General features: G+C 40.1%; 24 protein-coding genes and 1 other annotated feature. Of the genes, 21 read left to right on the forward strand and 3 right to left on the reverse strand.

Annotation, left to right across the window (positions count from 1 at the left end):
* The first annotated feature begins 59 nt into the window (after positions 1 to 59).
* The 10 genes from nadE to yajC all read left to right on the forward strand — a co-directional run bounded on the left by nadE (position 60) and on the right by yajC (position 7,596).
* Positions 60 to 800, forward strand: a complete 741-nt coding sequence (nadE, locus tag NSQ94_RS05735; RefSeq protein WP_094246278.1) for an NAD(+) synthase — start codon at positions 60 to 62, stop codon at positions 798 to 800.
* Positions 801 to 895: 95 nt separating this feature from the next.
* Positions 896 to 1,564, forward strand: a complete 669-nt coding sequence (locus tag NSQ94_RS05740) for a YhcN/YlaJ family sporulation lipoprotein (RefSeq protein WP_339230345.1) — start codon at positions 896 to 898, stop codon at positions 1,562 to 1,564.
* Between the two features lie 110 nt (positions 1,565 to 1,674).
* Positions 1,675 to 2,403: a YebC/PmpR family DNA-binding transcriptional regulator gene (locus NSQ94_RS05745; RefSeq protein ID WP_130156068.1), complete on the forward strand. Its 729-nt coding sequence runs from the start codon at positions 1,675 to 1,677 to the stop codon at positions 2,401 to 2,403.
* A gap of 237 nt (positions 2,404 to 2,640) precedes the next feature.
* Entirely contained in the window at positions 2,641 to 3,150 is a 510-nt protein-coding gene (locus NSQ94_RS05750) for a BofC C-terminal domain-containing protein (RefSeq protein WP_235600442.1), read from the forward strand.
* 100 nt (positions 3,151 to 3,250) lie between these two features.
* Positions 3,251 to 3,859: a Holliday junction branch migration protein RuvA gene (gene ruvA / locus NSQ94_RS05755; protein ID WP_339230348.1), complete on the forward strand. Its 609-nt coding sequence runs from the start codon at positions 3,251 to 3,253 to the stop codon at positions 3,857 to 3,859.
* A 10-nt stretch (positions 3,860 to 3,869) separates the two neighbouring features.
* The gene (gene ruvB / locus NSQ94_RS05760; protein ID WP_339230350.1) at positions 3,870 to 4,871 is read left to right on the forward strand and encodes a Holliday junction branch migration DNA helicase RuvB; all 1,002 of its coding nucleotides are present in this window, start codon (positions 3,870 to 3,872) and stop codon (positions 4,869 to 4,871) included.
* A complete protein-coding gene (locus NSQ94_RS05765; RefSeq protein WP_063387970.1) occupies positions 4,868 to 5,068 on the forward strand; it encodes a DUF2905 domain-containing protein in 201 nt (66 codons plus the stop codon). Before ruvB ends, NSQ94_RS05765 begins: the two co-directional genes overlap by 4 nt.
* 23 nt (positions 5,069 to 5,091) lie before the next feature.
* On the forward strand, positions 5,092 to 6,120 hold the full coding sequence (queA, locus tag NSQ94_RS05770; RefSeq protein WP_063387971.1) for a tRNA preQ1(34) S-adenosylmethionine ribosyltransferase-isomerase QueA: 1,029 nt from the start codon (positions 5,092 to 5,094) through the stop codon (positions 6,118 to 6,120).
* 39 nt (positions 6,121 to 6,159) lie between these two features.
* Entirely contained in the window at positions 6,160 to 7,305 is a 1,146-nt protein-coding gene (gene tgt / locus NSQ94_RS05775) for a tRNA guanosine(34) transglycosylase Tgt (RefSeq protein ID WP_311066353.1), read from the forward strand.
* A 21-nt stretch (positions 7,306 to 7,326) separates the two neighbouring features.
* Entirely contained in the window at positions 7,327 to 7,596 is a 270-nt protein-coding gene (gene yajC / locus NSQ94_RS05780; protein ID WP_063387973.1) for a preprotein translocase subunit YajC, read from the forward strand.
* A gap of 44 nt (positions 7,597 to 7,640) precedes the next feature.
* On the opposite strand, the gene NSQ94_RS05785 is transcribed toward yajC, so the two are convergent.
* Both NSQ94_RS05785 and spoVB read right to left on the reverse strand, forming a co-directional pair.
* On the reverse strand, positions 7,641 to 8,030 hold the full coding sequence (locus tag NSQ94_RS05785; protein ID WP_066249537.1) for a TIGR04086 family membrane protein: 390 nt from the start codon (positions 8,028 to 8,030) through the stop codon (positions 7,641 to 7,643).
* A gap of 123 nt (positions 8,031 to 8,153) precedes the next feature.
* A complete protein-coding gene (spoVB, locus tag NSQ94_RS05790; RefSeq protein WP_339230353.1) occupies positions 8,154 to 9,734 on the reverse strand; it encodes a stage V sporulation protein B in 1,581 nt (526 codons plus the stop codon).
* A 99-nt stretch (positions 9,735 to 9,833) separates the two neighbouring features.
* On the opposite strand from spoVB, the gene NSQ94_RS05795 reads away from it, so the two are divergent.
* From NSQ94_RS05795 to dtd, 8 genes are all read left to right on the forward strand, one after another.
* Entirely contained in the window at positions 9,834 to 10,127 is a 294-nt protein-coding gene (locus NSQ94_RS05795) for a post-transcriptional regulator (protein ID WP_066249531.1), read from the forward strand.
* A gap of 45 nt (positions 10,128 to 10,172) precedes the next feature.
* Positions 10,173 to 12,395 carry a protein translocase subunit SecDF gene (gene secDF / locus NSQ94_RS05800; protein WP_066249528.1) on the forward strand — a complete coding sequence of 741 codons (2,223 nt, stop codon included), beginning with the start codon at positions 10,173 to 10,175 and terminating at the stop codon, positions 12,393 to 12,395.
* Between the two features lie 523 nt (positions 12,396 to 12,918).
* Positions 12,919 to 15,297 (forward strand): single-stranded-DNA-specific exonuclease RecJ, encoded by a 2,379-nt coding sequence (gene recJ / locus NSQ94_RS05805; RefSeq protein WP_339230356.1) that lies wholly within the window; start codon positions 12,919 to 12,921, stop codon positions 15,295 to 15,297.
* 20 nt (positions 15,298 to 15,317) lie between these two features.
* Positions 15,318 to 15,830, forward strand: coding sequence for an adenine phosphoribosyltransferase (locus tag NSQ94_RS05810; RefSeq protein WP_063387979.1), 513 nt, complete (start codon positions 15,318 to 15,320; stop codon positions 15,828 to 15,830).
* Between the two features lie 124 nt (positions 15,831 to 15,954).
* Positions 15,955 to 16,959: a transposase gene (locus tag NSQ94_RS05815; RefSeq protein WP_152642860.1), complete on the forward strand. Its 1,005-nt coding sequence runs from the start codon at positions 15,955 to 15,957 to the stop codon at positions 16,957 to 16,959.
* Between the two features lie 25 nt (positions 16,960 to 16,984).
* On the forward strand, positions 16,985 to 17,539 hold the full coding sequence (locus tag NSQ94_RS05820) for a hypothetical protein (RefSeq protein ID WP_339229550.1): 555 nt from the start codon (positions 16,985 to 16,987) through the stop codon (positions 17,537 to 17,539).
* Positions 17,540 to 17,750: 211 nt separating this feature from the next.
* Entirely contained in the window at positions 17,751 to 19,934 is a 2,184-nt protein-coding gene (locus NSQ94_RS05825) for a bifunctional (p)ppGpp synthetase/guanosine-3',5'-bis(diphosphate) 3'-pyrophosphohydrolase (RefSeq protein ID WP_063387980.1), read from the forward strand.
* 15 nt (positions 19,935 to 19,949) lie between these two features.
* A complete protein-coding gene (dtd, locus tag NSQ94_RS05830; RefSeq protein WP_063387981.1) occupies positions 19,950 to 20,390 on the forward strand; it encodes a D-aminoacyl-tRNA deacylase in 441 nt (146 codons plus the stop codon).
* Between the two features lie 31 nt (positions 20,391 to 20,421).
* Here dtd and NSQ94_RS05835 read toward each other — a convergent pair whose 3' ends face one another.
* Complete coding sequence (locus tag NSQ94_RS05835) at positions 20,422 to 22,107, reverse strand: SH3 domain-containing protein (RefSeq protein WP_311066351.1); 1,686 nt, start codon at positions 22,105 to 22,107, stop codon at positions 20,422 to 20,424.
* Positions 22,108 to 22,245: 138 nt separating this feature from the next.
* On the opposite strand from NSQ94_RS05835, the gene NSQ94_RS05840 reads away from it, so the two are divergent.
* The 3 genes from NSQ94_RS05840 to aspS all read left to right on the forward strand — a co-directional run bounded on the left by NSQ94_RS05840 (position 22,246) and on the right by aspS (position 25,812).
* Complete coding sequence (locus tag NSQ94_RS05840) at positions 22,246 to 22,413, forward strand: hypothetical protein (RefSeq protein ID WP_157728017.1); 168 nt, start codon at positions 22,246 to 22,248, stop codon at positions 22,411 to 22,413.
* 59 nt (positions 22,414 to 22,472) lie between these two features.
* Positions 22,473 to 22,691, forward strand: a binding site (T-box leader).
* A 61-nt stretch (positions 22,692 to 22,752) separates the two neighbouring features.
* Complete coding sequence (hisS, locus tag NSQ94_RS05845; protein ID WP_063387983.1) at positions 22,753 to 24,021, forward strand: histidine--tRNA ligase; 1,269 nt, start codon at positions 22,753 to 22,755, stop codon at positions 24,019 to 24,021.
* A gap of 15 nt (positions 24,022 to 24,036) precedes the next feature.
* Positions 24,037 to 25,812 (forward strand): aspartate--tRNA ligase, encoded by a 1,776-nt coding sequence (gene aspS / locus NSQ94_RS05850; protein WP_311066350.1) that lies wholly within the window; start codon positions 24,037 to 24,039, stop codon positions 25,810 to 25,812.
* Positions 25,813 to 25,835: the final 23 nt, after the last annotated feature.

The raw sequence follows: 25,835 nt of genomic DNA on the forward strand, positions 1-25,835 counted from the left end.
ACACAATATGATACAATGGATAATAAAAAGAAATGATGCTAAGGAAGGTGCATGACATAATGCAGGAAAAAATTGCAAAATTAATCGAATGGCTTCAAAATCAAGTAAAAAACGCAGGATTAAACGGTGCAATTGTCGGAATAAGCGGGGGAATAGATTCCGCCGTAGTTGCTCATCTCATTAAGCGAGCGTTTCCTGAGCATTCGCTTGGCCTAATCATGCCATGTAAAAGCAATCCGAAAGATCAAGAAGATGCTTTAAAAGTAGTGAAAAGCTGCAACATTGATTATATGGTGATCGACTTGACCGAAACTCATGAAACGCTTTTTCACGCCATTCAAAAAAATATTCAAGCTAAAAACGATTGGAATGAAGAAGCAGCAAGATTAGGCGACGCGAATACGCGCGCGCGGCTCAGAATGACAACATTATACGCTGTGGCAAACAATTATCGTTACATGGTTGTTGGCACAGATAATGCAGCTGAATGGTATACGGGCTATTTTACGAAATACGGAGACGGCGGTGTAGACCTTGTTCCTCTTGTACATTTTACAAAAGGCGAAGTAAGGGAAATGGCAAAAATTTTAGGAGTTCCGGATGAAATTATTAATAAAGCTCCAAGCGCCGGTTTGTGGGAAGGACAAACGGATGAAAACGAAATGGGAACAACATATGATATGATTGACAAATTTTTAAAGGGAGAGGAAATTCCTGAGAAAGATAAAGAAATCATTGAAGCGCTGCATAGACGTTCTGAGCATAAACGAAATTTAGCGGCAGCACCGCCAAAATTTTAATTAATTGCCGGGAACTAACAGCAATAAACCTCCCCTGATAGAACAAGCTATTGATGAGCTATTATGCTCAAATTGTTTTTCAGGGGGTTTTTTCATTGAGAAAATCAGTTTCCGCAGCTATTGCCCTTTCTTTTATGACAATTGGTCTTGCGGCGTGCAACAACAATAATGGTGCATTGGATGACCGTGATCGAAATGGTGCAGCACCAATTGGCTACTATTCAGCTGATCGGGATCGCAATTTTGATTACGTTGATAATGATGGACCGATCACTGAAATGTTTGACGGCGGAATGGATGACAATGATATGCTCCGCGATGCAAATGACCGCAATAGAGACCGCTCGCTGACAGTCAACGATAGAAGAAACAACGGCTTCCAAAGAAGCGATGTCAATTATCATAATCATTTACGGGATGTGGGCTCGAATAATGCTCAATTAGCCGAACGAATTTCTGATCAGGTAAGCCGGCTGAAAAACGTGCAGGATGTTGATACGCTCGTAACAAATGACAGGGTTGTAGTAGCGATCAATACAACTGATCGAAACGAACAGGACGTAAAAAATCGAGCCAAACGAGTTGTATCAAGATTGGCTGGAAATAAAAGCATCCATATTGTAACAGACGAGGAAACTTTTACTCGCGTGCGAAACATTAATAATAACTTGAATAACGGTACGGATGTAGGGGAAGATATCCAACGTCTATTCAATGATATTGGAGAAGCTGTAACAGAGCCTTTTGACGGAAATAACCGCTAACGAGACAGGGAGAACTCCTCCCTGTTTCTTTTGTGAAGAACAATTTTTCCCGCTAAATAAAATATGTTATATTAAAAATCGAGATTTGTTAATGAGAGGGGATTTTTAGAATGGCAGGACATTCTAAATGGAAAAATATTCAAAGAAGAAAAAATGCCCAAGATGCGAAGCGGGGCAAAATTTTTATGAAATTGGCAAAAGAAATTTATGTTGCGGCTAAACAAGGCGGAGGAGATCCTGACGCGAATCCGAGCCTCAGACTTGCCATTGACAAGGCTAAAGCTGCCAACATGCCGAACGATAATATAGAACGAGCAATTAAAAAAGCGACCGGCAGCCAAGATGGAGCCAACTATGAAGAAATTACATATGAAGGATATGGCCCCGGCGGTGTCGCTGTAATGGTAAAATGTCTGACGGACAATAAAAACCGTACAGCAACAAGTGTTCGTACTGCCTTTAATAAAAACGGAGGAAACTTAGGAGAAACTGGTTGTGTATCCTATATGTTCGAACGAAAGGGATATATTGTTATTGATGGTAACGGAATTGAAGAGGATGACTTGTTTCTTGAAGCAATTGAAGCTGGAGCAGAAGAATTAGAAGCGTCAGGTGGTGAGGCGTTTGAAATTTATACCGCTCCTGAAAATTTGAATAATGTAAAAACCGCTTTAGAAGAAAAAGGATATAAACTGGAAACAGCGGAAATCACATGGATTCCTCAAACGTACACGCAACTAGATGAAACAACAGCTGAAAAAATGTACAAATTAATCGATGTCCTTGAAGATGACGACGATGTCCAAGAAGTCTTCCATAATATGCAGGAAGATGAGTGATTGAAAATTTATTGATATTAACGATTAAAAAATCTAACAGCCGAAAAAAATGAAATTGTTAAGTTATCCATTTTACTTTTTCTAATTGAAACGTATTAATATACAAGCATGCCATGATATACAAGGTAATTTCCATAATATGTAATAAGATGAAGAATCAGGACTAAGGGTTAAAACTTCTCATGATGGCTACAATAAATAAAAACAAATGTGTTATAAGTTCAGGAGTGGTGGCATGTGAAAAAGGTATTTTGCCTCTTTTGTTATACTTTGATGATCTTAGCTTTTTGTCATTTCCATCCTGAAGCATCTTTCGCAAATGCGAATCATCATTCCTCGACAGTTGAAGTCATCTTGAGAAGAGTTTATCTTGATGGCGAAGTGAGCGAAGAGGTCAAAACAGAACATCATCATTCTATCGCAGATGTAATTGCGAAATATCAAGATTGGCAGGTTGTTCGTCAGGATGGCGACGAAATTGTCTTTCAAAAGCAAATTGATGACCTCTCTCCTTTATTAAAAACAAATGGTTTTTTCGGTATTATGGAAGACGGAACTTTGTCGATTTTTAACGGGAAGCCTGACGCAGACAATGAAGTCATTCAGTCTTTTTTCCAGATCGATATAAAAAAACTGGAAAGCTATCGCCACCTGCAACTAAAAAGAGGAATTCCCGTAAAAAATAAAGAGAATTATTTAAATGTCATCAATACCTTTAAAGCTTATTCTGCTGATGAATTCAAATAAAAGGACCGATGCTTTTGGCATCGGTTTATTTTTGCAGTTCTTTCCCTGACGGAGCGAGTTCTTTATGTTAAAATAGGTTAAGTGATGAGAGGTGAACGCAGTGATTGAGTTTATCCGCGGAGTTGTAGATCATATATCAATAGATTCAATTGTGATCGATCGGAACGGAATCGGCTTTCAAATTTTCACTCCCAATCCTTTCAGCTATCAAAAACATATAAAAAAAGAAGTGACAGTTTATACATATCAATATGTAAGGGAGGATCTCCTCGCTCTGTACGGATTTTCAAGCCGTGAAGAAAAGACTCTCTTTTCCAAGCTTTTAAACGTAACAGGAATCGGTCCGAAGGGTGCTCTGGCGATCCTGGCTTATGGGGATGCAAAGCAAGTAGTGGAGGCCATTGAAAATGAAGATGAAGCATTTTTAGTAAAATTTCCTGGTGTCGGAAAGAAAACAGCGAGGCAAATCATCTTAGATTTAAAAGGGAAGCTCGTCGAATTCGTTTCAGAACCGTCTTCCAACATGTTAGCTAATCAGGTACAAACAAACCAAAAACATAGCAATCATTCGCTTATGGAAGCGATCGATGCACTGAAAGTTTTAGGATACAGTGAGAAAGAGATAGCAAAAATCAAGCCGTCATTGGAAGGTGAATCGCTCTCAACTGATCAATATGTGAAAAAAGCATTGAAACTGTTTTTGAAATAAGGTGATAGCAATGGAGGAAAGAATTGTTGCAGGCGAAGCTGAAGCGGGAGAAAAAGATTTTGAATTCAGCCTTCGTCCTCAATCTTTCGATCAATATATCGGTCAATCAAAGATTAAGGAAAACTTAAAAATATTTATTGAAGCGGCAAAGCTTAGAGAAGAAACGTTGGATCATGTTCTTTTATATGGACCTCCAGGGCTCGGGAAAACAACACTTGCAACGATTATCGCAAATGAGATGGGGACGAATATCCGCCATACTTCAGGGCCCGCGATTGAACGGCCGGGAGAATTAGCGGCTATTCTCACTTCTTTAGAACCGGGGGATGTTTTATTTATTGATGAAATTCACCGGCTTAATCGTTCTATCGAAGAAGTCTTGTACCCAGCGATGGAAGATTTTTGTATAGATATCGTCATTGGAAAAGGATCAAGCGCCCGCACGATCAGGTTGGATCTGCCACCGTTTACACTTGTTGGTGCAACAACTAGAGTCGGCTTATTAACTGCTCCTTTAAGGGATCGATTTGGTGTGTTAAGCCGCTTGGAATATTATCAAGAGCACGAGCTCTCAAAGATAGTCAAACGAACGGCCAATCTGTTAAATATCGAGATTGAAGAGCAGGCAGCCGTTGAAATAGCCAGAAGATCGCGTGGAACGCCAAGAATTGCGAACAGACTTCTTAAAAGGGTCAGGGATTTTGCGCAAGTGCTCGGATTTGAAAAAATCAGCTCCCATCTTGCCGAAGACGCCTTGGAGCGTTTGCAAGTGGATAAACTTGGATTGGATCATATCGATCATAAACTTCTTTTAGGGATCATTGAAAAATTCCAAGGAGGTCCCGTTGGAATTGAGACCATTTCAGCGACAATCGGTGAAGAAGCGCACACAATTGAAGATGTTTATGAACCGTATTTATTGCAAATCGGTTTTATTCGGCGAACACCGAGGGGAAGAATAGTAACAGATCTTGTGTATAAACATTTTCAAATGGAGGTGCCGAAAAGATGACGGAATTTCCAAAGCTATTGATGGTGCTTGGCGGTATTTTGCTTTTTATCGGCTTATTTATGCAAGTTGTCGGAAGACTGCCAGGAGATATCGTAGTAAAAAAAGGAAATTTCACCTTCTTCTTTCCGATTGTCACATGCATTGTCATTAGTTTGCTTTTAACGTTCATTTTTTCTTTTTTAGGACGGTTTAAATAATGGACAGAAGCTAGGTGAACAGGATGAATATCGAATTATTTGACTTCGAATTGCCAGAGGAACTGATTGCCCAAACTCCGTTGAAGGAGAGGGATGCTTCAAGATTAATGATTGTTGATAAAAAAAGCGGAGATATTACGCACAGCAGATTTAAAAGCTTAATTGAGTATGTATCTCCGGGTGATTGCCTTGTTTTAAATGATACGCGGGTCATGCCGGCCAGATTGTACGGGGTGAAAGAAGAAACCGGGGCCAAAGTGGAAGTTTTATTGCTAAAAGAAAAAGAAGGGAATGTTTGGGAAACCCTTGTAAAACCTTCAAAGCGAGTCAAAGTAGGGACAACATTAAATTTCGGAAACGGCCTTTTAAAAGGAACATGTGTAGGAACTCTTGAACACGGCGGTAGAATCATTGAATTTCAATACGAAGGCATTTTTTTGGAAATTTTGGATCAGCTTGGGGAAATGCCATTGCCGCCATACATTAAAGAGCAGCTTGATAATAAAGAACGATATCAAACCGTTTATTCCCGAGAAATTGGTTCAGCAGCTGCACCGACTGCAGGTTTGCATTTCACGGATGAAATACTCGAAAATATAAAAAATAAAGGGATTCATATCGCTTTTATAACGCTGCATGTTGGGCTTGGGACATTTCGTCCAGTCAGCAGCACAAACATTACAGAACATAAAATGCATGCGGAATTTTATCAAATGACAGAGGGAACGGCCCGCTTATTAAATGAAGTAAGAGAAAAGGGAGGACGTATTATCGCAGTCGGTACAACTTCAACAAGAACGCTGGAAACAATTGCTGGAAAACATGGAGGCAAATTTGTCGAAGAAAGCGGTTGGACAGACATTTTTATTTATCCGGGCTACAATTTTAAAGGAATAGACGGACTCGTTACAAATTTTCATCTTCCTAAGTCTTCTCTGATCATGCTTGTCAGTGCGCTGGCTGGAAGAGAAACAATTCTCCGTGCGTATGAGGAGGCTATAAAGGAAAAATACCGTTTTTTCAGCTTTGGAGATGCCATGCTGATTATTTGAAGCAGAATAGAGGTACACTGAATAAAGGAGGGGCTTTCATTGAATAAGCCACCTATTCGATATGAATTGATCAAAACATGCAAACAAACAGGCGCCCGCCTTGGAATCGTACATACACCTCACGGTTCGTTTGAAACTCCGGTGTTTATGCCTGTGGGAACATTGGCGACCGTCAAAACTATGTCACCGGAGGAATTAAAAGAAATTGGCGCAAAAATCATTTTGAGCAATACATACCATTTATGGCTCCGACCAGGGGAAGATATCGTTAAGGAGGCAGGAGGTCTCCATTCTTTTATGAATTGGGATGGAGCGATTTTAACCGACTCCGGCGGATTTCAAGTGTTCAGCTTAAGCGAATTCCGGCGAATTGAAGAAGAGGGAGTATATTTTCGCAATCATTTAAACGGGGACAAGCTGTTTTTATCTCCAGAAAAAGCAACTGAAATCCAAAATGCTCTCGGATCAGATATTATAATGGCATTTGACGAATGCCCGCCTTACCCGGCATCATTTGATTATATGAAACAATCTGTAGAACGAACCTCCAGATGGGCTGAACGCTGTCTAGCAGCTCATAAAAGAGAAAATGAACAAGGGATGTTTGGAATTGTACAAGGCGGCGAATATGAAAACTTGCGGAAGCAAAGCGCACGCGATCTTGTCTCGCTTGATTTTTCGGGATATGCGGTTGGCGGTCTTTCTGTCGGTGAACCGAAAGAAGTGATGAATCGTGTGCTAGAATTTACCGTGCCTTTATTGCCAAGCGACAAACCTCGTTATTTGATGGGGGTCGGTTCTCCAGATTCACTGATAGATGGAGCGATTCGGGGCATTGATATGTTTGATTGCGTGCTTCCTACTAGAATTGCGCGCAACGGCACCTTAATGACATCAACAGGTCGGCTTGTCGTAAAAAATGCGAAATATGCGCGCGATTTCGGTTCATTGGATGAATCTTGTGATTGCTACGTTTGCCGAAATTATTCACGTGCTTATATCAGACATTTAATTAAAAGCAATGAAACATTTGGGATTCGATTAACATCTTACCATAATCTCTATTTTTTGATAAAATTAATGGAGCAGATTAGGGAATCAATCCGTGAAGACCGTTTAGGAGATTTCCGAGAAGAATTTTTTGAACGGTACGGATTCAATAAACCAAATGCGAAAAACTTTTAATGCTTAGAAAGGGGTGAAGAAATGTCGGAGAATTTTGTAGCAACAGTGCTGCCTTTTGTGCTGATGATTGCTATTTTTTACTTTTTGTTGATCAGACCTCAGCAAAAAAGGCAAAAGCAAATCCGTGACATGCAGGCAAACTTGAAGAAGGGTGATAAAATCGTAACGATTGGCGGTTTGCATGGGACGGTTGATTCATTGGATGAAGATAAAATCGTCATCCGTACGGGAGACGGCTCCCGCTTAACTTTTGACCGAAATGCTGTGAGAGAAGTCGTAGAACAATCATAGTTCTACAAAAAACAGGGCTGACTTAAATGTCAGCCTTTTTCTTTTTAAGCCTGCCGTTTTGGCGACGAAATATTGACTCCCAGCATTCCTCCAACTATTGAAGTGATCAAAAATCCACCGTGATATAATAGCGATTCTAGCGAAAGCGTTTTTCCGTAACCTAAAAATTGAAACAACAACACAATTCCCGTGTAAGCAACCGCTGTCGCACCGCCTAAAAGCCACCCTTTTTCTTTACCTTTTCCGCCAGCTATAAAACCTCCGATAAAAACGGCTAAAAAACTTATAGATGTGATGACCCAAAAGAGCGAATCTTCTGTTAAACTAGTAAATCGTAATAAAATAGATAAAAGAAAACTGGAAATCAAAGCAATGATCAAAATGGTAAAAACACCGTAAAATACAGCTTTCCCCCACCGCTTTGCTTCAATCATCCATTCATCTCCTCCCATGTTCACCCGTACAAGGGTAATCACTTTTATACAAGCATATTCATAAAAAAAAGATTTAGAATTAAAATTGCCAGATCAGGGTGAAAGGAATGAAACGGATAGATTTTAACGATTTTTCTGCATCGGAATAAAGATTGCTATATACGGACCGATTAGGGGAATTCGCTTTACTTCTTCCTTTTCGACTAGTCGAAAGATGATGAGAAACAGACTGTAAATAACTGTTGTGATCATGCATGCATACATTAACTTTGGCAGCAAATGCAGTTGTTCCAATAAGATATCGTAAATATGATAGGAGATCCAACCTGTTAAGAATATGGCTGCAAAAGATAGAACATAGTCTCTTAAATAAATTGTGAACTTAAACACTTTCAGCACCGTTGCATAATGAAGAAGAGTAACGATCATAAACCCGCTTATAATGGCAAGAGCTGCGCCGATAATGCCGAGCTGCGGCCTAGTTGCGAAAACAAAAATGAGCGCTGTTTTTAAAATGGAACCAATTAAACTGTTGGTCATCGCTGCTTTTGCTAAATTTAATGCTTGCAATGCTGCTTGCAGTGGACCTTGGAAATAATAAAAGATGAAAAAAGGAGCCATAACTTTCACATAGATGGCAGATTGAGCATTTCCATACATAAAGATCATGATCGGTTCAGCGTACACGTATAAAATAACAACTGCTAGTCCGCCTGTAACAAGCGAGAGCCTTAAAGCTTGCCTCAGCCGATATTCTGCTAATCGAATCCTTTTTTGGGCAATCGCTTCGCTTAATGCGGGCACTAATGATGTTGACAGCGAAAAAGTGATGAAAGAGGGAAGCATTAATAAAGGAAGCGCATACCCCGTCAATTCCCCATATTGTTTTGTAGCTAAAGATGAATGAACTCCGGCGATCAGTAAACTGTGTGAAACAACGATCGGTTCGAGAAACCATGAAATGTTGCCGATAAATCGGCTGCCGGTTGTCGGCAGGGCAATTTTCATGAGCTGACTGAATGTTTCTTTTCCCTTTTTTAACGAACGGAAAAACGATTTTCTCACTCGAATTTGCTTTTTGAAACGGAACGCTATTAGTAAGTAAAGTAAGGAAGCAAGTTCTCCAATTGCTGCCGCAACAAAGGCGCCAGCGGCTGCATATTCGATTCCGTAAGGCAGCATAGCTTTTGTACAAACGGCGATAAAGGCGATTCTGACCGCTTGCTCAAGCACCTGGGAGAATGCCGCAGGCGTCATGTTTTGTTTTCCTTGAAAGTAGCCTCTCAAAACAGAGGATACAGCAATAATAGGAATTACAGGAGTGATGGAAATCAAAGGATAGAATGTTCTTGGGTCTGTAAGCAATGTTTCAGAAATATATGAGGCGGAAAACAACACAAGCGGTGCGATGATAATGCTTAAACTGCACGTAATTGTTAAAGATACAACCAGTATTTTTTTTACCTTTTTGCTGTCTCCTTTTGCATCCGCTTCCGCGACCAGCTTGGAGATGGCAACCGGCAAACCGAGCTGTGTAGCTGCTGCGACAAGGCCAAACGTAGGCATCGCCATCATGTAGAGGCCAACCCCTTCTTCTCCAATCATTCTGGCTATGACAATTCGATTAATAAAACCGAGAATTCTTGTGATGAGGCCTGCCGTCATTAAAATGAGCATTCCTTTTAAAAAGGTTTGCTTCGGCATTTTTCTCCCTGCCTTCTCAAAAAACTTGATATCATATACAATTACTATATGCAGACTCGAAGTACAGGCATGACAACCTTTTAAGAAAGGAGCATAAAAGTGGAGAACTATTCGGTAGATGCCTATCGCAAGTATTTAAGGCCGTTTTTGAAAAGCAAGCTCGAAGAATTCCGGCTGTATGGATACGATAAAATGACAGAGGATGAATTGTGGGCTTTTTTGAAAAGAAAAAAATGGAAAAAAATTGAGGGTGTCAGAGTACATCGGTTAGTAGAAGGGATTATGTCAGTGAAAGTGTCCGATTTCATGAATTATACGACCATTGAGTTTATGAAAGATGCAAAATGGTTAGATAGTAAAGAAGGACAAGAAATATTAAAAGAATTAACCTAAAGATGATAAGGCGATGTTTCGCACATAAGCTTGAGGAGGATCAACATGGCAAAAAAAGGCCGAATTATATCATTTTTTATCATTGTTTTCGCCCTTTTAGGTTTGACTGGCGCAACGACAAAACCAATCGTAGAAGGCATTACGCTTGGTCTTGATTTAAAAGGCGGCTTTGAAGTTTTATATGAAGTGAAGCCGGTAAATAAAGGAGATAAAATTGACCGTCAAGCCCTTTTAAGTGCAGTTGAAGCGCTGGACAAAAGGGCGAATGCACTTGGAGTGAGCGAACCAAATATCCAAATAGAAGGGAATGACCGAATTCGCGTTCAGCTTGCAGGCGTGACGGATCAGACTGAAGCTCGGAAAATTTTGTCGACGCAGGCAGAACTGACCTTTCGTGATGTCAATGACAAAGAATTACTAAACGGTTCAGACTTAGTGCAAGGCGGTGCCAAGCAATCATTTGACCAAAACGGTAAACCGAACGTTGTCGTTGAGCTAAAGGATGCGAAAAAATTTAAAGAAGTGACAGAGAAAATAGTAAAAATGGCGCCTGAAAATAAGCTGATCATATGGCTTGATTGGGAAGAAGGCGACTCGTATAAAAAAGAAGCAGCAAAAGCGAATCCGAAATTTTTGTCCGATCCGTACGTAAATGAAGTGTTTGATACGACTACGGTCACGATTGAAGGACAATTTACGGTAGAAGAAGCGCAGCAATTAGCAAGTTTGCTGAATGCTGGTGCATTGCCAGTGAAGCTGCACGAAATTTATTCAACTTCTGTCGGGGCAAAATATGGGGAACAAGCGATGCAATCAACCATTTATGCGGGTTACGTCGGCGTAGGCCTCATTATGCTGTTCATGATCTTTTACTATCGCTTGCCGGGATTGATCGCATCTATCACGCTTGTTTCATACATATACCTCATTTTAGTTGTGTACAATTGGATGCATGCGGTGCTTACATTGCCGGGGATCGCCGCCCTTATTTTAGGGGTTGGGATGGCAGTTGACGCGAACATTATTACAGACGAACGAATTAAGGATGAATTAAAGCTTGGAAAAAGTGTCCGATCTGCTTTTAAAGCAGGAAACAAAAGATCGCTTTTAACCATTTTTGATGCCAATATTACGACAATACTCGCAGCTGTTGTTTTGTTTATTTTTGGAACAAGCTCTGTAAAAGGATTTGCGACAATGCTCATTGTCAGCATTATTATATCCTTCCTTACGGCGATTTATTTAAGCAGATTGCTGCTCGGATTGCTCGTGGAGAGCCGGGCATTTGACAAAAAGCCGCATTGGTTTGGCGTGAGGAAAAGCGATATTTTGGATATTACGAAAACGAATAAAGATACCGATGTCCCAACTCGCTTTGATCATATTGATTTTGTTAAACATCGGAAAAAGTTTTTCGTTTTATCAAGTGTATTAATTGTCGCAGGCATCATCATCCTCTTTGTTGCTAAATTGAATCTAAGCATCGATTTTACGAGTGGAACGCGGGTCGAGCTAGCGACAAATGAGCCGCTATCGGCTGATACAATCGAAAAAGAATTCAAATCAATCGGGCTTAAGCCGGATGAAATTGTATTATCTGGTAATGATAAAAGCACAGCAGTTGTACGATTTGTAGGCGCATTTGATAAAGAAACGATTTCAAATGTAAAAGAACATTTCACAGAGCTGTATGGGATAGAGCCAAATATAAGCACGGTTTCGCCAACAGTCGGAAAAGAGCTGGCGCGAAATGCTCTCATCGGTGTTGCAATTGCTTCCATTGGGATTATCATATATGTATCCATCCGCTTTGAATTTTATATGGCGCTTGCAGCTGTGCTTGCCCTATTGCACGATGCCTTTTTTATCGTTTCCTTTTTCAGTATTACCCGTCTTGAAGTAGACATTACATTTATCGCGGCCGTGTTGACGATTATTGGTTACTCGATCAACGATACGATTGTTACGTTTGACCGTATAAAAGAAAACATGGGAAAAGCGAAAAAAATAAAAACATTTGAGCAGCTTGCGGAAATTGTCAACAAAAGCTTGCGGCAAACCTTTACAAGATCGATTAACACCGTTTTAACCGTGATCTTTGCTGTTGTCGCTCTCATTTTATTCGGAAGCTCGTCCATTTTAAATTTCTCGATTGCTTTGTTGGTTGGATTGATTGCAGGCGTTTATTCCTCTTTGTTTATCGCCAGCCAGCTTTGGCTCGTTTGGAAATGGAAGCAAATTGAAAAACGTTCTGTAAAAGAAAACTAGTGAACAGCCGCTGTAAAAGTTCGAAGGGGCTGTCCAAAAAGTCAGGGTTAACTGACTTTTTGGGGCTCCTTCATTTTAGGGATTTATCGGACAGACTATTTTTCCTATCTTGTGTTTAGGGGCTGTCTTTGAAAGTCAAATCGCCATTGAAAACAAAAAATCATAAACACCGATATATCAACGTTTCTAAAACATTCATGGGGGCGTCAATAAGCCGTAAAAACGACTTATTAGACATCCCCCTTCTTATGCTCTCTTTCCTTCATTACGTTCTCCAAAAGTTTTATGATGGACATTCAGCGCATACAATTTATTCCAGTTGGACTTCATTGCTTCTATGAAGGACATTTACAAATTTTATTCGATTATTTTTGTCCTTCACAATGTATTTCTCCAAACTCCTTCATTTTAGGAACTCATCGGACAGCCCCTCTCTTTCTTATGAAGAAACATAACCTTGAAAATAGTGTTTGAAAACATTTCATTTCGTTCTGTATAATAGGAGAAGTTGAGGGGTGAAATTATGCTGAGATCTAAATTTCGTTGGAATCGTTTATATAGGGATGAGTCCAACGAAGAGGCTGTTCGAGCATTAATCGACTCTTTGAATATTACATATTTGACTGCTCGATTACTTGTGAATCGCGGCATTCAAAATGTTGAAGAAGCAAAAGAGTTTTTACATATAAAGGAACCTTCATTTCATGATCCTTTTTTGTTGGATGGGATGGAGCGGGCATGTGAGCGTATTTTTGCAGCAATCCGCGCTGGTGAAAAGATTGTCGTATACGGTGATTATGATGCGGACGGCGTTTCCAGCACTGCCGTCCTGTTGACGGCATTAAAGGAATTGGGGGCAAACGTCGATTTTTACATACCGAATCGATTTTCAGAAGGATACGGGCCAAACGAACATGCTTTCCGAATGATTCATGAAAAAGGATGCAGGCTGATTATAACAGTTGATACCGGCATCGCGGCAATCAATGAAGCGGATTTAGCCAAAAGGCTTGGAATCGACCTCATTATAACAGACCATCATGAACCGGGGCCTGTTTTGCCTGATGCGTATGCGATCATTCATCCGAAATTGCCAAATTCAACATATCCTTTTAAGGAGCTGGCAGGTGTAGGCGTTGCTTTTAAAATGGCCCATGCCCTTTATGGAAAGGTTCCAGAATCTCTGATAGAGATCGCAGCCATTGGAACAATTGCTGATTTAGTACCTCTATACGGAGAAAATCGGCTTCTTGCGAAAAAAGGGATTGAAAAATTAAAAACGACGACAAGACCTGGCATAAATTCGCTTCTTTCCATTGCTGGAGTGGACAAATCTTCCGTAAATGAGGAAACGATAGGATTTGTTTTAGGACCGAGAATCAATGCGGCAGGGAGGCTGCAAGAAGCCGATCCTGCCGTTGAATTGTTGTTGACAGATGATAAAGAAAAAGCTGATATGCTTGCTAAGGAAATCGATCAATTAAATAAGCAAAGGCAGAAGCTTGTACAAGAGATAACGGACGAAGCGATTAAGGAAATTGAGAAAAATTTTCCAATCGAAGACAATCCTGTTTTAGTCGTCGCAAAAGAAAACTGGAATTCTGGAGTGATCGGAATCGTTGCTTCCAGATTGGTCGAAAAATTTTACCGTCCTGCCATCGTGTTGAGCATTGATCGTGAGACAGGTCTTGCCAAAGGGTCTGCGCGAAGCATTCAAGGGTTTGATCTATTTAAAAACTTATCGGAATGCAGGGAGCTTCTCCCTCATTTTGGAGGCCATACGATGGCTGCTGGCATGACGCTGAAAGCAGAGCATATTGACGAGTTGCGCCAAAAAATGATCGATCTTGCAAATAGTCAGCTTTCAGATGAAGATTTTATTCCTGTAAAAAACATTGAATGTGCCTGTTCATTGGAGCATGTCACAATAAAAGCAGTCGAAGAGCTGGAGAAGCTTGCCCCTTTCGGAGTCGATAATCCGAAGCCGCTCTTTTTACTAGAGAATGTCAATGCGGCAGATGTTAGAAAAATTGGGGTAAACGGAAATCATTTGAAAATGAAGATTGAGGAGAAGGAATTTGAATTAGATGTCGTCGGCTTTGGACAGGGAGAATTGGCAGAAGAAATATCTCCTTTCGCAAACGTTTCTATTGTCGGTGAGCTTGCGATCAACGAATGGAATTATGTAAAAAAGCCGCAGCTATTGCTTCAAGACCTTGCCGTGCCAGCGTGGCAGCTTTTTGATTGGCGAGGTTCAAGAGGAACGGAGGCTTTGCTCTCTAAACTTCCTGCTGAAAAACGATTGCTGATCGCCTTTCATGAAGAATCTATAAAATTATATAAAGATCAACCGTACATTCATGAAATTCATATAATATCAGAAATAAAGGATTACAAAAATATAGATGTTTCCAATAAGTATGTTGTATTTCTCGATATGCCCCCGGCAATCGAATTTCTTGTTTCAGCATTTGAGCAAGGAATGCCTGAAAGAATTTATGCTATTTTTTATCAGCACGCAGACCACTTTTTTCAAACAATGCCGACAAGAGAGCATTTTAAATGGTATTACGCATTCTTAACGAAAAAAAATTCTTTCGATTACAAAAAATATGGGGAAGATTTAGCCAAATACCGTGGCTGGACAAAAGAAACGATCTTTTTTATGACAAAGGTGTTTTTTGAACTTGAATTTGTTACAATAAACAATGGTGTGATTACATTAAACAAAAAGGTGAAAAAACGGGATTTATCAGAATCCGGAACATATCAGCAGAAGCTGGATCAAATGAAACTGGAACAGCAGCTTCTCTATTCTTCTTATCAAGAACTGAAGGAATGGTTTGAAAAGGCAGTCTTGAAACGAGATGCCGATAAATTTTTACAAGTTCATGAATGGTAAACAACCGAGGAGGACGAGTGATGGATTTAAAAAAATACGTGACAATTGTTGAAGATTTTCCAAAACCGGGCATTTCTTTTAAAGATATCACAACATTAATGGACAACGGGGAAGCATTTAAATATGCAACAGACCAAATTGTTCAATATGCGCGTGAAAAGAAGATTGATATTGTTGTCGGTCCAGAAGCAAGAGGGTTTATCATCGGCTGCCCAGTTGCTTACTCTCTCGGAGTTGGTTTTGCACCTGTTCGAAAAGAAGGCAAGCTTCCGCGCGAAACGATCAAGGTGGAATACGGGCTTGAGTACGGAAAAGATGCATTAACCATTCATAAAGATGCGATTAAGCCTGGCCAGCGAGTGTTAATAACCGATGATTTGCTGGCGACTGGAGGAACGATTGAAGCTACCATTAAATTAGTGGAACAGCTTGGCGGAGAGGTTGCCGGCATTGCCTTTTTAATTGAATTGTCTTATCTTGAGGGCAGAAAAAGGCTTGAAGGCTATGATATATTAGCATTGATTAAATATTAATCGGCGCAAATCTATAAATGAAGCACTCTTAATGGGTGCTTTTTTTTCTTAGACGGAATAAATAACACCAACATTAAATTTAGGTTATAATAGACCTGAATTTTATTTAAGTTGGTGATTATTTATGCGTACCAAAAATAGATTAAATCCAATCGAATCAAAATACTTTAGACCCGAGATAACTAATTGTCCAGAATGTGGTAATAAATTAGTATACTGTCACCCTGTTTGGAGAAAAACAATTTCTACCCTAAAAGGTGAATTTAAAATCATAAATCTAGGATACCGATGTGAGAATAACTCCTGTTCTAATGACACCGTATATCGTTCAGCTGAAGCCGAACAATTAAGTATGAAGCACATTACTTATGGAATGGATGTCATCGCATATATCGGATATTTACGGTTTAAAGAACATAAGACTCGATCTGAGATAGCTACTATATTATCGGAAAAAGAAGTGAAAATTTCTGAGAGGCAAGTACAGAAACTTTATGAAAGATATGCGTTATTACTGCGGGCAAGCGTTAAAGAAAATATGAAAGAGACATTAGAAAATATTGTGAAAGAACATGGAGGACTTGTCTTATCTATTGATGGTGTCCAACCCGAAAAAGGTAACGAAACATTGTATGTCATCCGTGAAGTTCTTAGTGGTACTATTTTAGCTGCACATAATTTAAAAAGCAGTGCTTCTCAAGAACTGATAGGTATTATTCAACCCATTTTAGACTGGGGTTATCCAATCCAAGGTTTTATCAGTGATGGGCAACAATCCATTCGTTTAGCAATTGAACAAATAGCTCCAGATATTCCGTATCAATATTGTCAGTTTCATTACTTTAAAGACATAGCCAAACCATTAGTTGAAAAAGATAGAAAACTAAAAACGAATATCAAAAAGAAGCTAAGGGGAATAAGGGAAGTTGAAAGAAAAATTGAAAATTCTCCATCTAAAAACATAGAAGAAGAGGTAGCAAGTGACTATATTGCGGCTATTCGATCCGTTCTTCTAGAAGATGGTAAGCCACCATTCGAATTACCAGGCACTTGTGTTTTTGAACGAACGAATGCGATTAAAGATTCGATTGAAAAATGCCTGGATAAAAAAGGGGACTCCTCTACTTGAAAAGTTGTTCAGAATAGTCAGAAATGTGGATAACTATAAGGAAGATTATCAACTCGTAAAACGTTGGGATACACGATTTAAAAGGATTACCACCATTATGGAACCTTCTGAGAATAAAACAAGTTTTTGGGTCGAAAACAGATTGAAGCAATATTTAAACCAAATGGAAAAAGAGCTCAATCGGAAAGAAGATCAACCGTTTGTAGAGAACCTATTAAAGTATAGTAAAGGATTTTGGAAAGGACTTTTCACCTTTTATGATTATCCACTTATACCGAGAACGAATAATGATTTAGAACTCTTTTTTAGAAGAATAAAGCAAAAACACCGAAGAATCACAGGTAGTCGGACTTGGAATCGATATATTATCCGACACGGTGAAAACATTGTATTTGTAGAAAATGTCTCTAATGAACAGGAAGGGCTACAAATGATAAAAAATGTTAATTATTCAGCATATAAAACTGAAGCGAATAAATGGGAACAACGTATTGGCGAGCATATAAAACAAAGAAGATTCAAAAAAGAACCAAATGAATATTTAAACACTATTGAAGAGAAATGGAAAAGGCACAACTAATTTATTGTGTTGGTTGTGCCGTCTAAGTTTTTTTTAAACAATAAAATGAAAAACTTTAGAAGTTGTAATATTTTCCATCCACTCGTAAAATAGCCGCAGCAGCTCTATTTTTTTTACCCCTTTTCAAAAGGATCGTATTCTTCTCTTTACATGTTTGTTAATTTTATTTAATAATAAAAACAATAACGTATATACAATTAAAGGTGATCCCATGGCAAACGAACAAATGTTGACAGCTGAACAGATCTTCGAAAAAGCGGAAAAGTATCTTCCGCCTGACGATATAGAGTTTATAAAAAAAGCATACGAGTTTGCAAAAAACGCCCATCATGGGCAATATCGCAAATCAGGCGAACCATATATTATGCATCCGGTGCAGGTTGCCGGGATTCTAGTAGACTTGGAGCTGGATCCTACAACGATTGCTGGCGGCTTTTTACATGATGTTGTGGAAGATACGGATGTGACATTAGACGAGCTTCGACAAGAATTTAACGATGAAGTCGCTATGCTTGTGGATGGAGTAACAAAGCTGGGAAAAATTAAATATAAATCAAAAGAAGAGCAGCAGGCGGAGAATCACCGGAAAATGTTTGTCGCTATGGCGAAGGACATTCGGGTCATTTTAATTAAACTGGCAGACCGTCTTCACAATATGCGTACGTTAAAACATTTGCCGCAGGAAAAGCAGCGAAGAATCGCCAATGAAACGTTGGAAATATTTGCTCCTCTCGCCCATCGCCTCGGAATCTCAAAAATCAAATGGGAACTTGAAGATACAGCCTTGCGGTATTTAAATCCGCAGCAATACTACCGAATTGTCAATTTGATGAAAAAGAAACGTGCAGAACGGGAAAAGTATGTTGAAGAGGTAATTGAAGATTTAAAGAAGCGAATTGAAGAAGTAAAGATAAAGGCAGAGCTGTACGGTCGGCCGAAGCATATTTATTCCATTTATCGTAAAATGGTTCTCCAAAATAAACAATTTAACGAAATTTATGATTTGCTGGCTGTGCGAATTATTGTGAACAGCATAAAAGACTGCTACGCAGTGCTTGGCATCATTCACACATGCTGGAAGCCGATGCCTGGCAGATTTAAAGATTATATTGCAATGCCGAAAACAAACATGTATCAATCCATTCACACGACTGTCATCGGTCCGAAGGGGGATCCCCTTGAGGTTCAAATTCGCACATACGAAATGCATGCGATCGCTGAATACGGGATTGCCGCCCATTGGGCTTATAAAGAAGGAAAAAGCATTACATCTTTTGATAAAAAACTGAGCTGGTTTAGAGAAATATTGGAGTTTCAAAACGATTCTTCCAACGCCGAAGAATTTATGGAGGCATTGAAAGTTGATCTGTTCTCTGACATGGTGTTTGTATTTACTCCAAAAGGAGATGTCATTGAGCTTCCCGCCGGGTCGATTCCGATTGATTTCGCCTACAGAATTCATTCTGAAATAGGCAATAAGACGATCGGAGCAAAAGTAAACGGAAAAATAGTGCCTCTTGATTATAAATTAAAAACCGGAGATATAGTGGAAATATTGACGTCGAAGCATTCTTACGGTCCGAGCCAAGATTGGCTTAAATTGACGCAGACCTCTCAAGCGAAAAATAAAATTCGCCAATTTTTCAAAAAGCAGCGCCGAGAGGAGAATGTTGAAAAAGGAAAAGAATTAATTGAAAAAGAAATTAAAGCGATGGATTTTGATGTGAAAGAAGTCCTTACTCAGGAAAATATAAAACGTGTCGCGGAAAAATTTAATTTTTCAAATGAGGACGATATGTATGCGGCGGTTGGCTTCAACGGCATTACTGCTTTACAGGTTGCAAACCGCCTAGTCGAAAAAATTCGCAAACAGCGGGATATAGAAGAGCAGGAAAAATTGATGGAAAAGGTGGTTCAACAAGGTGCAAGGCGGCCGAAGCGCCGTGATGCAGGAGTGTCTGTAAAGGGTATTGATAATTTGTTAATCAGGCTTTCCCGCTGCTGCAACCCAGTCCCTGGCGATGATATTGTCGGATTTATTACAAAAGGAAGAGGGGTATCTGTTCACCGGTCTGATTGTCCAAATGTCAATAAAGAGGATGCAAAAGACAGGTTAATTGAAGTGGAATGGGAAAATCAGCTGGACGGCCGGAAGGAATACAATGTGGAAATTGAGATTTTAGGTTTTGACCGGCGCGGCTTATTAAATGAAGTGCTCCAGTCTGTAACAGAGACGAAGACAAACATTACGACAATTTCGGGAAGAACGGACCGTAACAAAGTAGCGAACATCCATTTAGGAATTTCGATTCAAAATGTCAGCCATCTTCAAAAAGTTGTGGATCGGATCAAGCAAATACCGGATGTATATTCAGTGCGGAGAATTATGAATTAAGAAAGGAAATACATGATGAAAGTTGTAGTACAACGAGCAAGGAATGCAAATGTCAAAGTAGATGGACAAGTTGTTGGTTCGATTGAGTTCGGTTTAATGGTGCTAGTCGGTGTTACACACGAGGATACGGAAAAAGATGCAGAGTTTTTAGCGGATAAAGTGGCCAATTTGCGCATATTTGAGGATGAAGAAGGGAAAATGAATTTATCTCTTTTAGATGTTGGGGGCGAAGTTTTATCCGTCTCCCAATTTACGCTGTACGGCGATTGCCGGAAAGGAAGAAGGCCAAATTTTATGCAAGCAGCCAAACCGGATATTGCTGAAAAACTATATGAATCTTTCAACGACAAACTGAGAGAAAAAGGCGTACGTGTTGAAACGGGTTCTTTCGGAGCGATGATGGCTGTTGAATTTACAAACGTTGGCCCAGTAACATTGATTATCGAAAGCAAATAAAAAAATCGTGAGCGAGCTGCTCACGATTTTTTTATGAGTTTACATATTTGACGACCGCTTTATAAATCGCTTGTGAGATTTTCTCTTGGTAAGCGTTTGTGCTGACTGTCCACTCTTCCATAGGATTGCTCAAAAAACCTAGTTCAAGCAAAGCAGCAGGACGTTTATTTTCACGCAGCACAAAATAATTTCCAAATTGAACACCGCGGTTTCTTAAATTGACATGCCTCACCATCTCTTTGTGAATTACATTTGCTAATGCTTTATCCTTTGCAGAATTGTAATAAAAAGTTGTGATTCCATTTGCGCTTGGAATGATTGAGCTATTATAATGGATGCTCACAAAGGCGTTTGCGTTGTTTTTTACAGAAATTCCTACACGGGATTGCAGGCTGATATATGTATCGTCGCTTCTAGTTAAAACTGCATTTACACCTGCTCTTTTTAATTTGTTGTACACAAGTTTAGCTGTTTTTAAGGTTAAATGTTTTTCCAGCGTCCCTCTGACACCGATCGTCCCGCTGTCATAGCCTCCGTGGCCCGGATCGATAATGACTTTTTTACCGTTTGACGGTATGCTTGTCCCTTTATTGGAATTGTTTTCGCTTGTTGTTGTGACGACCCAGCTTGCTACATAAGCTGTTTGACCGTTTCGGAGCTGAATTTTATACCAATTATTATAAATCCCTACAATTGGAAAAGTCTGCCCTTTGTTTCCTCTTTGAACAATTTTTGCAGAAGTGGAAGGTGCACTGCGCAAATTTGTTCCGTCGTATAAAAGGACAACTGATTGAGCGCCGTTTGTTTTCTTTGAGCCAGCTTCGATATATCTTTTGGATGCCCAGCCTGTTTTGTTTTTCGCATATCTAATTTGATACCAATCTCCGTTTGCACCTATGATTTCTACCTCTGTTCCTTTTTTAATGGTACCGACAATTTTTGAGTGTAAAGACGGACCGCTTCTAACATTTAACGAACTGGCTGTAATCCTTCCTTTTTGCGGGGAAGTGCTGCTGCTTTTAGCTGCTGCTTTGGTAATATATTGCTTCGACACCCACCCCGTCACATTGTTGTAGCGAATTTTATACCAATTGCCTTGTTCCGAAATGATTTCAACTTTCATGTTTTTTGTCAGCTTGCCGGTAATTGATGATTGTGCATTTGGTTTTGAACGAACATTTAATATAGTGGCTGTAACCGTACCGAGGCTATGCTTCTGATTCGAAGGAGTTTTGCTTGCTGCTGGAGCTACATATGCAGAAGAGACCCATCCTTGCCGGCCATTATAGGAAATTTTCACCCATTTCCCCTGTTTCATCAACACATGCGCTTTTTCCCCTTTAGGAAACTGTCCAACAACTTTATAGTTTGTCCCGGGGCCAGAACGGATTCTTAACCCGGTAGTCGTAGAAACGACATAATCCTTTTTTTGAAGCTCGGTTTCTACTGAAAGAAGCCAATCGGCTACCCACCCGGAAGAGCCCTGTTTTAATTGAATTTTCACCCAATCTCCTTTCCTTGCGACAATCGGGTATTTTTCACCGTACCGAACGCTTTTCATTACGGGATAGCTTAAACCGGGACCTGTCCGGACATTTACTTTATCTTGCTTAATGACTGCATTTTGCGTATCCGCTTGGGCTGAATGAAAAACTGGAGCGGTAGAAGTAAAAAGCAGTGAAAGCAACAGAACGATTAAAAAGCATTTTTTTCGCAATGGCCATGCTCCTTTCACATTCATGCAAAAAACTATTTCTATTTTATTTCGGCATTTCCTTTTTTACATTGAGTATTTTTTCATTTTTTTGCGGGAAGACTAAGACGCAAATTCTGATGAAAAAGAAAGGGGAAAAATATGCGGTCCAGTGAAAAACATTCTTTCTCCGCATCAATTTTTCATGACCAGTTTGGTATTTCTTTCATTGATCGTACGATGCAGGATATTTTAATAGAGGTTTCGTTTGAGCATGGTTTAAATCAAGAGGAGGCGAAAAAGCTCCGTGATCGGCTCAGCCGTTCTTGACATGACACAGTATTGTTCGTATGATAATATAAAATTCTAGATTTAAAAATAACGTACATAAACAACCGATGACGGAGACAAGTAGCTGGGATGCACATGGACAGAGAGGAAAGGCCTTAGGCTGAAAGCCTTTCCCCATGATCGCTTAGTGAAGAACACTCCGGAGGTTTTCCTCTGAAAGGTGTAAAAGTAGGAGGAAACGTAAATAGGCGTTAACTTTTAAGTGGAAGCATTGCTTCAATTAGGGTGGCACCACGGGAGACTCTCCCGTCCCTACGGGAATCGTCAGGGGACGGGTTTTTTTATGGAATTTATTTTATAAGTGGAGGAGAATCGACAATGGCTTTTCAAATCCCGCGAGGTACACAGGATATTTTGCCGTCGGAGGCTTCAAGATGGCAATATGTTGAGAAAAAAGCTAGGGAAATATGCCGTCTTTATCGCTTTCAAGAAATTCGAACCCCCATTTTTGAACATACGGAATTATTTCAAAGGGGTGTAGGCGAATCAACCGATATTGTCCAAAAAGAAATGTACACTTTTTCCGACAGGAAAGGAAGAAGTTTAACATTAAGACCGGAAGGAACTGCAGCAGTCGTCCGCGCTTTTGTTGAAAAGAAAATGTACGCCGATCCGAACCAGCCTGTAAAGCTTTTTTACATCGGTCCGATGTTTCGGTATGAAAGACCGCAATCAGGGCGTTTTCGGCAATTTGTTCAATTCGGTGTGGAGGCTCTCGGCTCGGACGACCCTGCGCTGGATGCTGAAGTTATTTCTTTGGCGATGGCGTTTTATCAATCGCTCGGCTTAAAAAAATTGAAGCTTGCCATTAACAGTTTGGGAGATCAAGAGAGCAGAGCTGCACATCGTGCTGCTTTAGTCAACCATTTTAAGCCGAGAATTGGAGAATTTTGCTCTGATTGCCAAAAGCGGCTTGAGCAAAATCCGTTAAGAATACTTGATTGTAAACAAGACCGCGAGCATGAATTGATGAAAAGCGCCCCTTCCATCATTGACTTTTTAAACGATGAATCAAAGCAATATTTTGATCAAGTGTTAAAATATTTAACGGAGCTTGGCATTGAGTATGAAATCGATCCAAATCTCGTCCGCGGATTGGATTATTATAACCATACAGCATTTGAAATCATGAGCAATGCGGAAGGGTTTGGGGCGATTACGACTTTATGCGGCGGCGGAAGATATAACGGCTTGGTCGAAGAAGCCGGAGGGCCAAGCACGCCGGGGATCGGCTTTGCTTTAAGCATTGAACGCCTGTTAGCAGCAATTGATGCTGAAAACATCGCTCTTCCGATTGAAAAAGGTCTAGATTGTTATATTGTGGCACTGGGAGATCGGGCGAAGGAACGGTCGGTATCTCTATTGCAGGAAATGCGGAAAGCCGGCATTTCTGCAGACAAAGATTATGAAAATAAGAAAATGAAAGCACAACTGAAGCAAGCGGACAGGCTTCAAGCCAAATTTGTCATCATCATAGGTGATGAGGAATTAGAAAAAGGCGTGGCGAACGTAAAAAACATGGCAACAGGCGAACAAGATGCGGTGGCATTTGAACGACTTGCAGAGTATATAAAAGAGAGAAAGTAAAGGAGAGTATGTAGGATGTTTGGACGTTCGTATTATTGTGGAGAAATTTCCGAAAAAGCAATCGGCGAAAAGGTCGTTTTAAAAGGATGGGTGCAAAGACGCCGCGATTTAGGAGGACTTATTTTTATCGACTTGCGCGACCGGACAGGAGTTGTCCAAATTGTTTTTAATCCTGAAGTTTCAAAGGAAGCGTTAGAAATAGCTGAAAAAATCCGCAGCGAGTATGTATTGGACATTGAAGGCGAAGTGGTGAAAAGATCGGAAGAGACGATTAATCCGAACATTCGAACAGGAAAAGTGGAAGTGGTTGTTCAATCGGTAACCATTTTAAACAGCGCCAAAACTCCTCCTTTTTCACTTGCGGATCAAAAAGCGGACATTTCCGAAGAGGTTCGTTTAAAATACCGTTATTTAGATTTGCGCCGTCCAGTCATGTTTGAAACGTTAAAAATGCGGCATCAAATTACGAGAGCGATTCGCAACTTTTTGGATGAAAATGGATTTATTGATGTGGAAACCCCCATTTTAACGAAAAGCACACCGGAAGGAGCACGGGACTATCTTGTCCCTTCTCGCGTCCATGAGGGGGAATTTTATGCGCTCCCGCAATCGCCGCAAATATTCAAACAGCTTCTAATGGTTTCAGGATTTGATAAATATTATCAAATTGCAAGATGCTTCCGCGATGAGGATTTGCGCGCAGACAGACAGCCGGAATTTACCCAAATAGATATAGAAACTTCTTTTATGAGCCAAGAAGATATTATGAATCTAACCGAAAAGATGATGGCTCATGTGTTAAAAGAAGTGAAAGGAATCGAGCTTACTCTTCCATTCCAACGCATGCCATATGATGAGGCGATGGCGCGCTTTGGGTCGGACAAGCCGGACGTTCGATTCGACCTGGAGCTTGTTGATGTATCTGAAATTGTGAAAAACTCCGCTTTCAAAGTTTTCAGTCAAGCAGTTGCAGGTGGAGGGCAAGTAAAGCTAATCAATGTAAAAGGAAAAAAAGACGAATTTTCACGCAAAGATCTAGATGCTCTCCAAGAGTATGTTCACAATTATGGAGCGAAAGGTTTGGCTTGGCTTAAAGTAGAAGAAAATGAAGTAAAAGGCCCAATTGCAAAATTTTTATCAGAAAATGAACAAAATAGTATTTTGCAAGCAGCTGAAGGACAGAATGGAGACTTGCTTCTGTTTGTTGCCGACAAGCCGAATGTTGTTGCTGATTCGTTGGGGGCTCTCAGATTAAAACTAGGAAAAGATTTAGGGCTGATCGAAGAAGATAAACTTGAATTTTTATGGATTACGGATTGGCCGCTCGTTGAATATAATGAAGAAGACGGCCGCTATTATGCATTGCATCATCCGTTTACTATGCCGTTTCGTGAGGACTTGGAGTACTTTGAGAAAGACCCTCTCAAAATGCGGGCTCAAGCATATGACTTAGTGTTAAATGGATATGAACTTGGCGGAGGGTCGATTCGGATTTTTGAAAAAGACGTTCAAGAAAAGATGTTCAAACTTCTTGGTTTTACAGAGGAACAAGCAAGAGAACAGTTCGGATTTTTGCTGGAAGCCTTCGAATACGGTACGCCGCCGCATGGTGGAATTGCACTAGGATTGGATCGGATTGTAATGCTTTTGGCAGGAAGAACAAATTTACGGGATACGATTGCCTTTCCGAAAACAGCAAGTGCGAGCTGTTTGTTAACGGAGGCACCAAGCCAAGTAAGCAAAGAGCAATTGGATGAACTGCATCTTGAAGTGAAACATAGCTCAAGGTAATAATTTCCATTATTTGTTTTTTA

It is taken from the genome of Aeribacillus sp. FSL K6-2833 (genome assembly GCF_037965815.1).
GTDB classification, from domain to species: Bacteria; Bacillota; Bacilli; order Bacillales; family Aeribacillaceae; genus Aeribacillus; species Aeribacillus composti.

Excerpts from the sequence above, each read along its gene's own strand:
- NSQ94_RS05745 (WP_130156068.1), top strand. The coding sequence starts at position 1,675 with ATGGCAGGACATTCTAAATGGAAAAATATTCAAAGAAGAAAAAATGCC.
- NSQ94_RS05840 (WP_157728017.1), top strand. The coding sequence starts at position 22,246 with ATGCGGTCCAGTGAAAAACATTCTTTCTCCGCATCAATTTTTCATGAC.
- NSQ94_RS05810 (WP_063387979.1), top strand. The coding sequence starts at position 15,318 with ATGGATTTAAAAAAATACGTGACAATTGTTGAAGATTTTCCAAAACCG.
- secDF (WP_066249528.1), top strand. The coding sequence starts at position 10,173 with ATGGCAAAAAAAGGCCGAATTATATCATTTTTTATCATTGTTTTCGCC.
- queA (WP_063387971.1), top strand. The coding sequence starts at position 5,092 with ATGAATATCGAATTATTTGACTTCGAATTGCCAGAGGAACTGATTGCC.
- nadE (WP_094246278.1), top strand. The coding sequence starts at position 60 with ATGCAGGAAAAAATTGCAAAATTAATCGAATGGCTTCAAAATCAAGTA.
- NSQ94_RS05785 (WP_066249537.1), bottom strand. The coding sequence starts at position 8,030 with ATGATTGAAGCAAAGCGGTGGGGGAAAGCTGTATTTTACGGTGTTTTT.
- ruvB (WP_339230350.1), top strand. The coding sequence starts at position 3,870 with ATGGAGGAAAGAATTGTTGCAGGCGAAGCTGAAGCGGGAGAAAAAGAT.
- NSQ94_RS05825 (WP_063387980.1), top strand. The coding sequence starts at position 17,751 with ATGGCAAACGAACAAATGTTGACAGCTGAACAGATCTTCGAAAAAGCG.
- spoVB (WP_339230353.1), bottom strand. The coding sequence starts at position 9,734 with ATGCCGAAGCAAACCTTTTTAAAAGGAATGCTCATTTTAATGACGGCA.
- NSQ94_RS05765 (WP_063387970.1), top strand. The coding sequence starts at position 4,868 with ATGACGGAATTTCCAAAGCTATTGATGGTGCTTGGCGGTATTTTGCTT.
- hisS (WP_063387983.1), top strand. The coding sequence starts at position 22,753 with ATGGCTTTTCAAATCCCGCGAGGTACACAGGATATTTTGCCGTCGGAG.
- dtd (WP_063387981.1), top strand. The coding sequence starts at position 19,950 with ATGAAAGTTGTAGTACAACGAGCAAGGAATGCAAATGTCAAAGTAGAT.
- NSQ94_RS05815 (WP_152642860.1), top strand. The coding sequence starts at position 15,955 with ATGCGTACCAAAAATAGATTAAATCCAATCGAATCAAAATACTTTAGA.
- aspS (WP_311066350.1), top strand. The coding sequence starts at position 24,037 with ATGTTTGGACGTTCGTATTATTGTGGAGAAATTTCCGAAAAAGCAATC.
- recJ (WP_339230356.1), top strand. The coding sequence starts at position 12,919 with ATGCTGAGATCTAAATTTCGTTGGAATCGTTTATATAGGGATGAGTCC.
- yajC (WP_063387973.1), top strand. The coding sequence starts at position 7,327 with ATGTCGGAGAATTTTGTAGCAACAGTGCTGCCTTTTGTGCTGATGATT.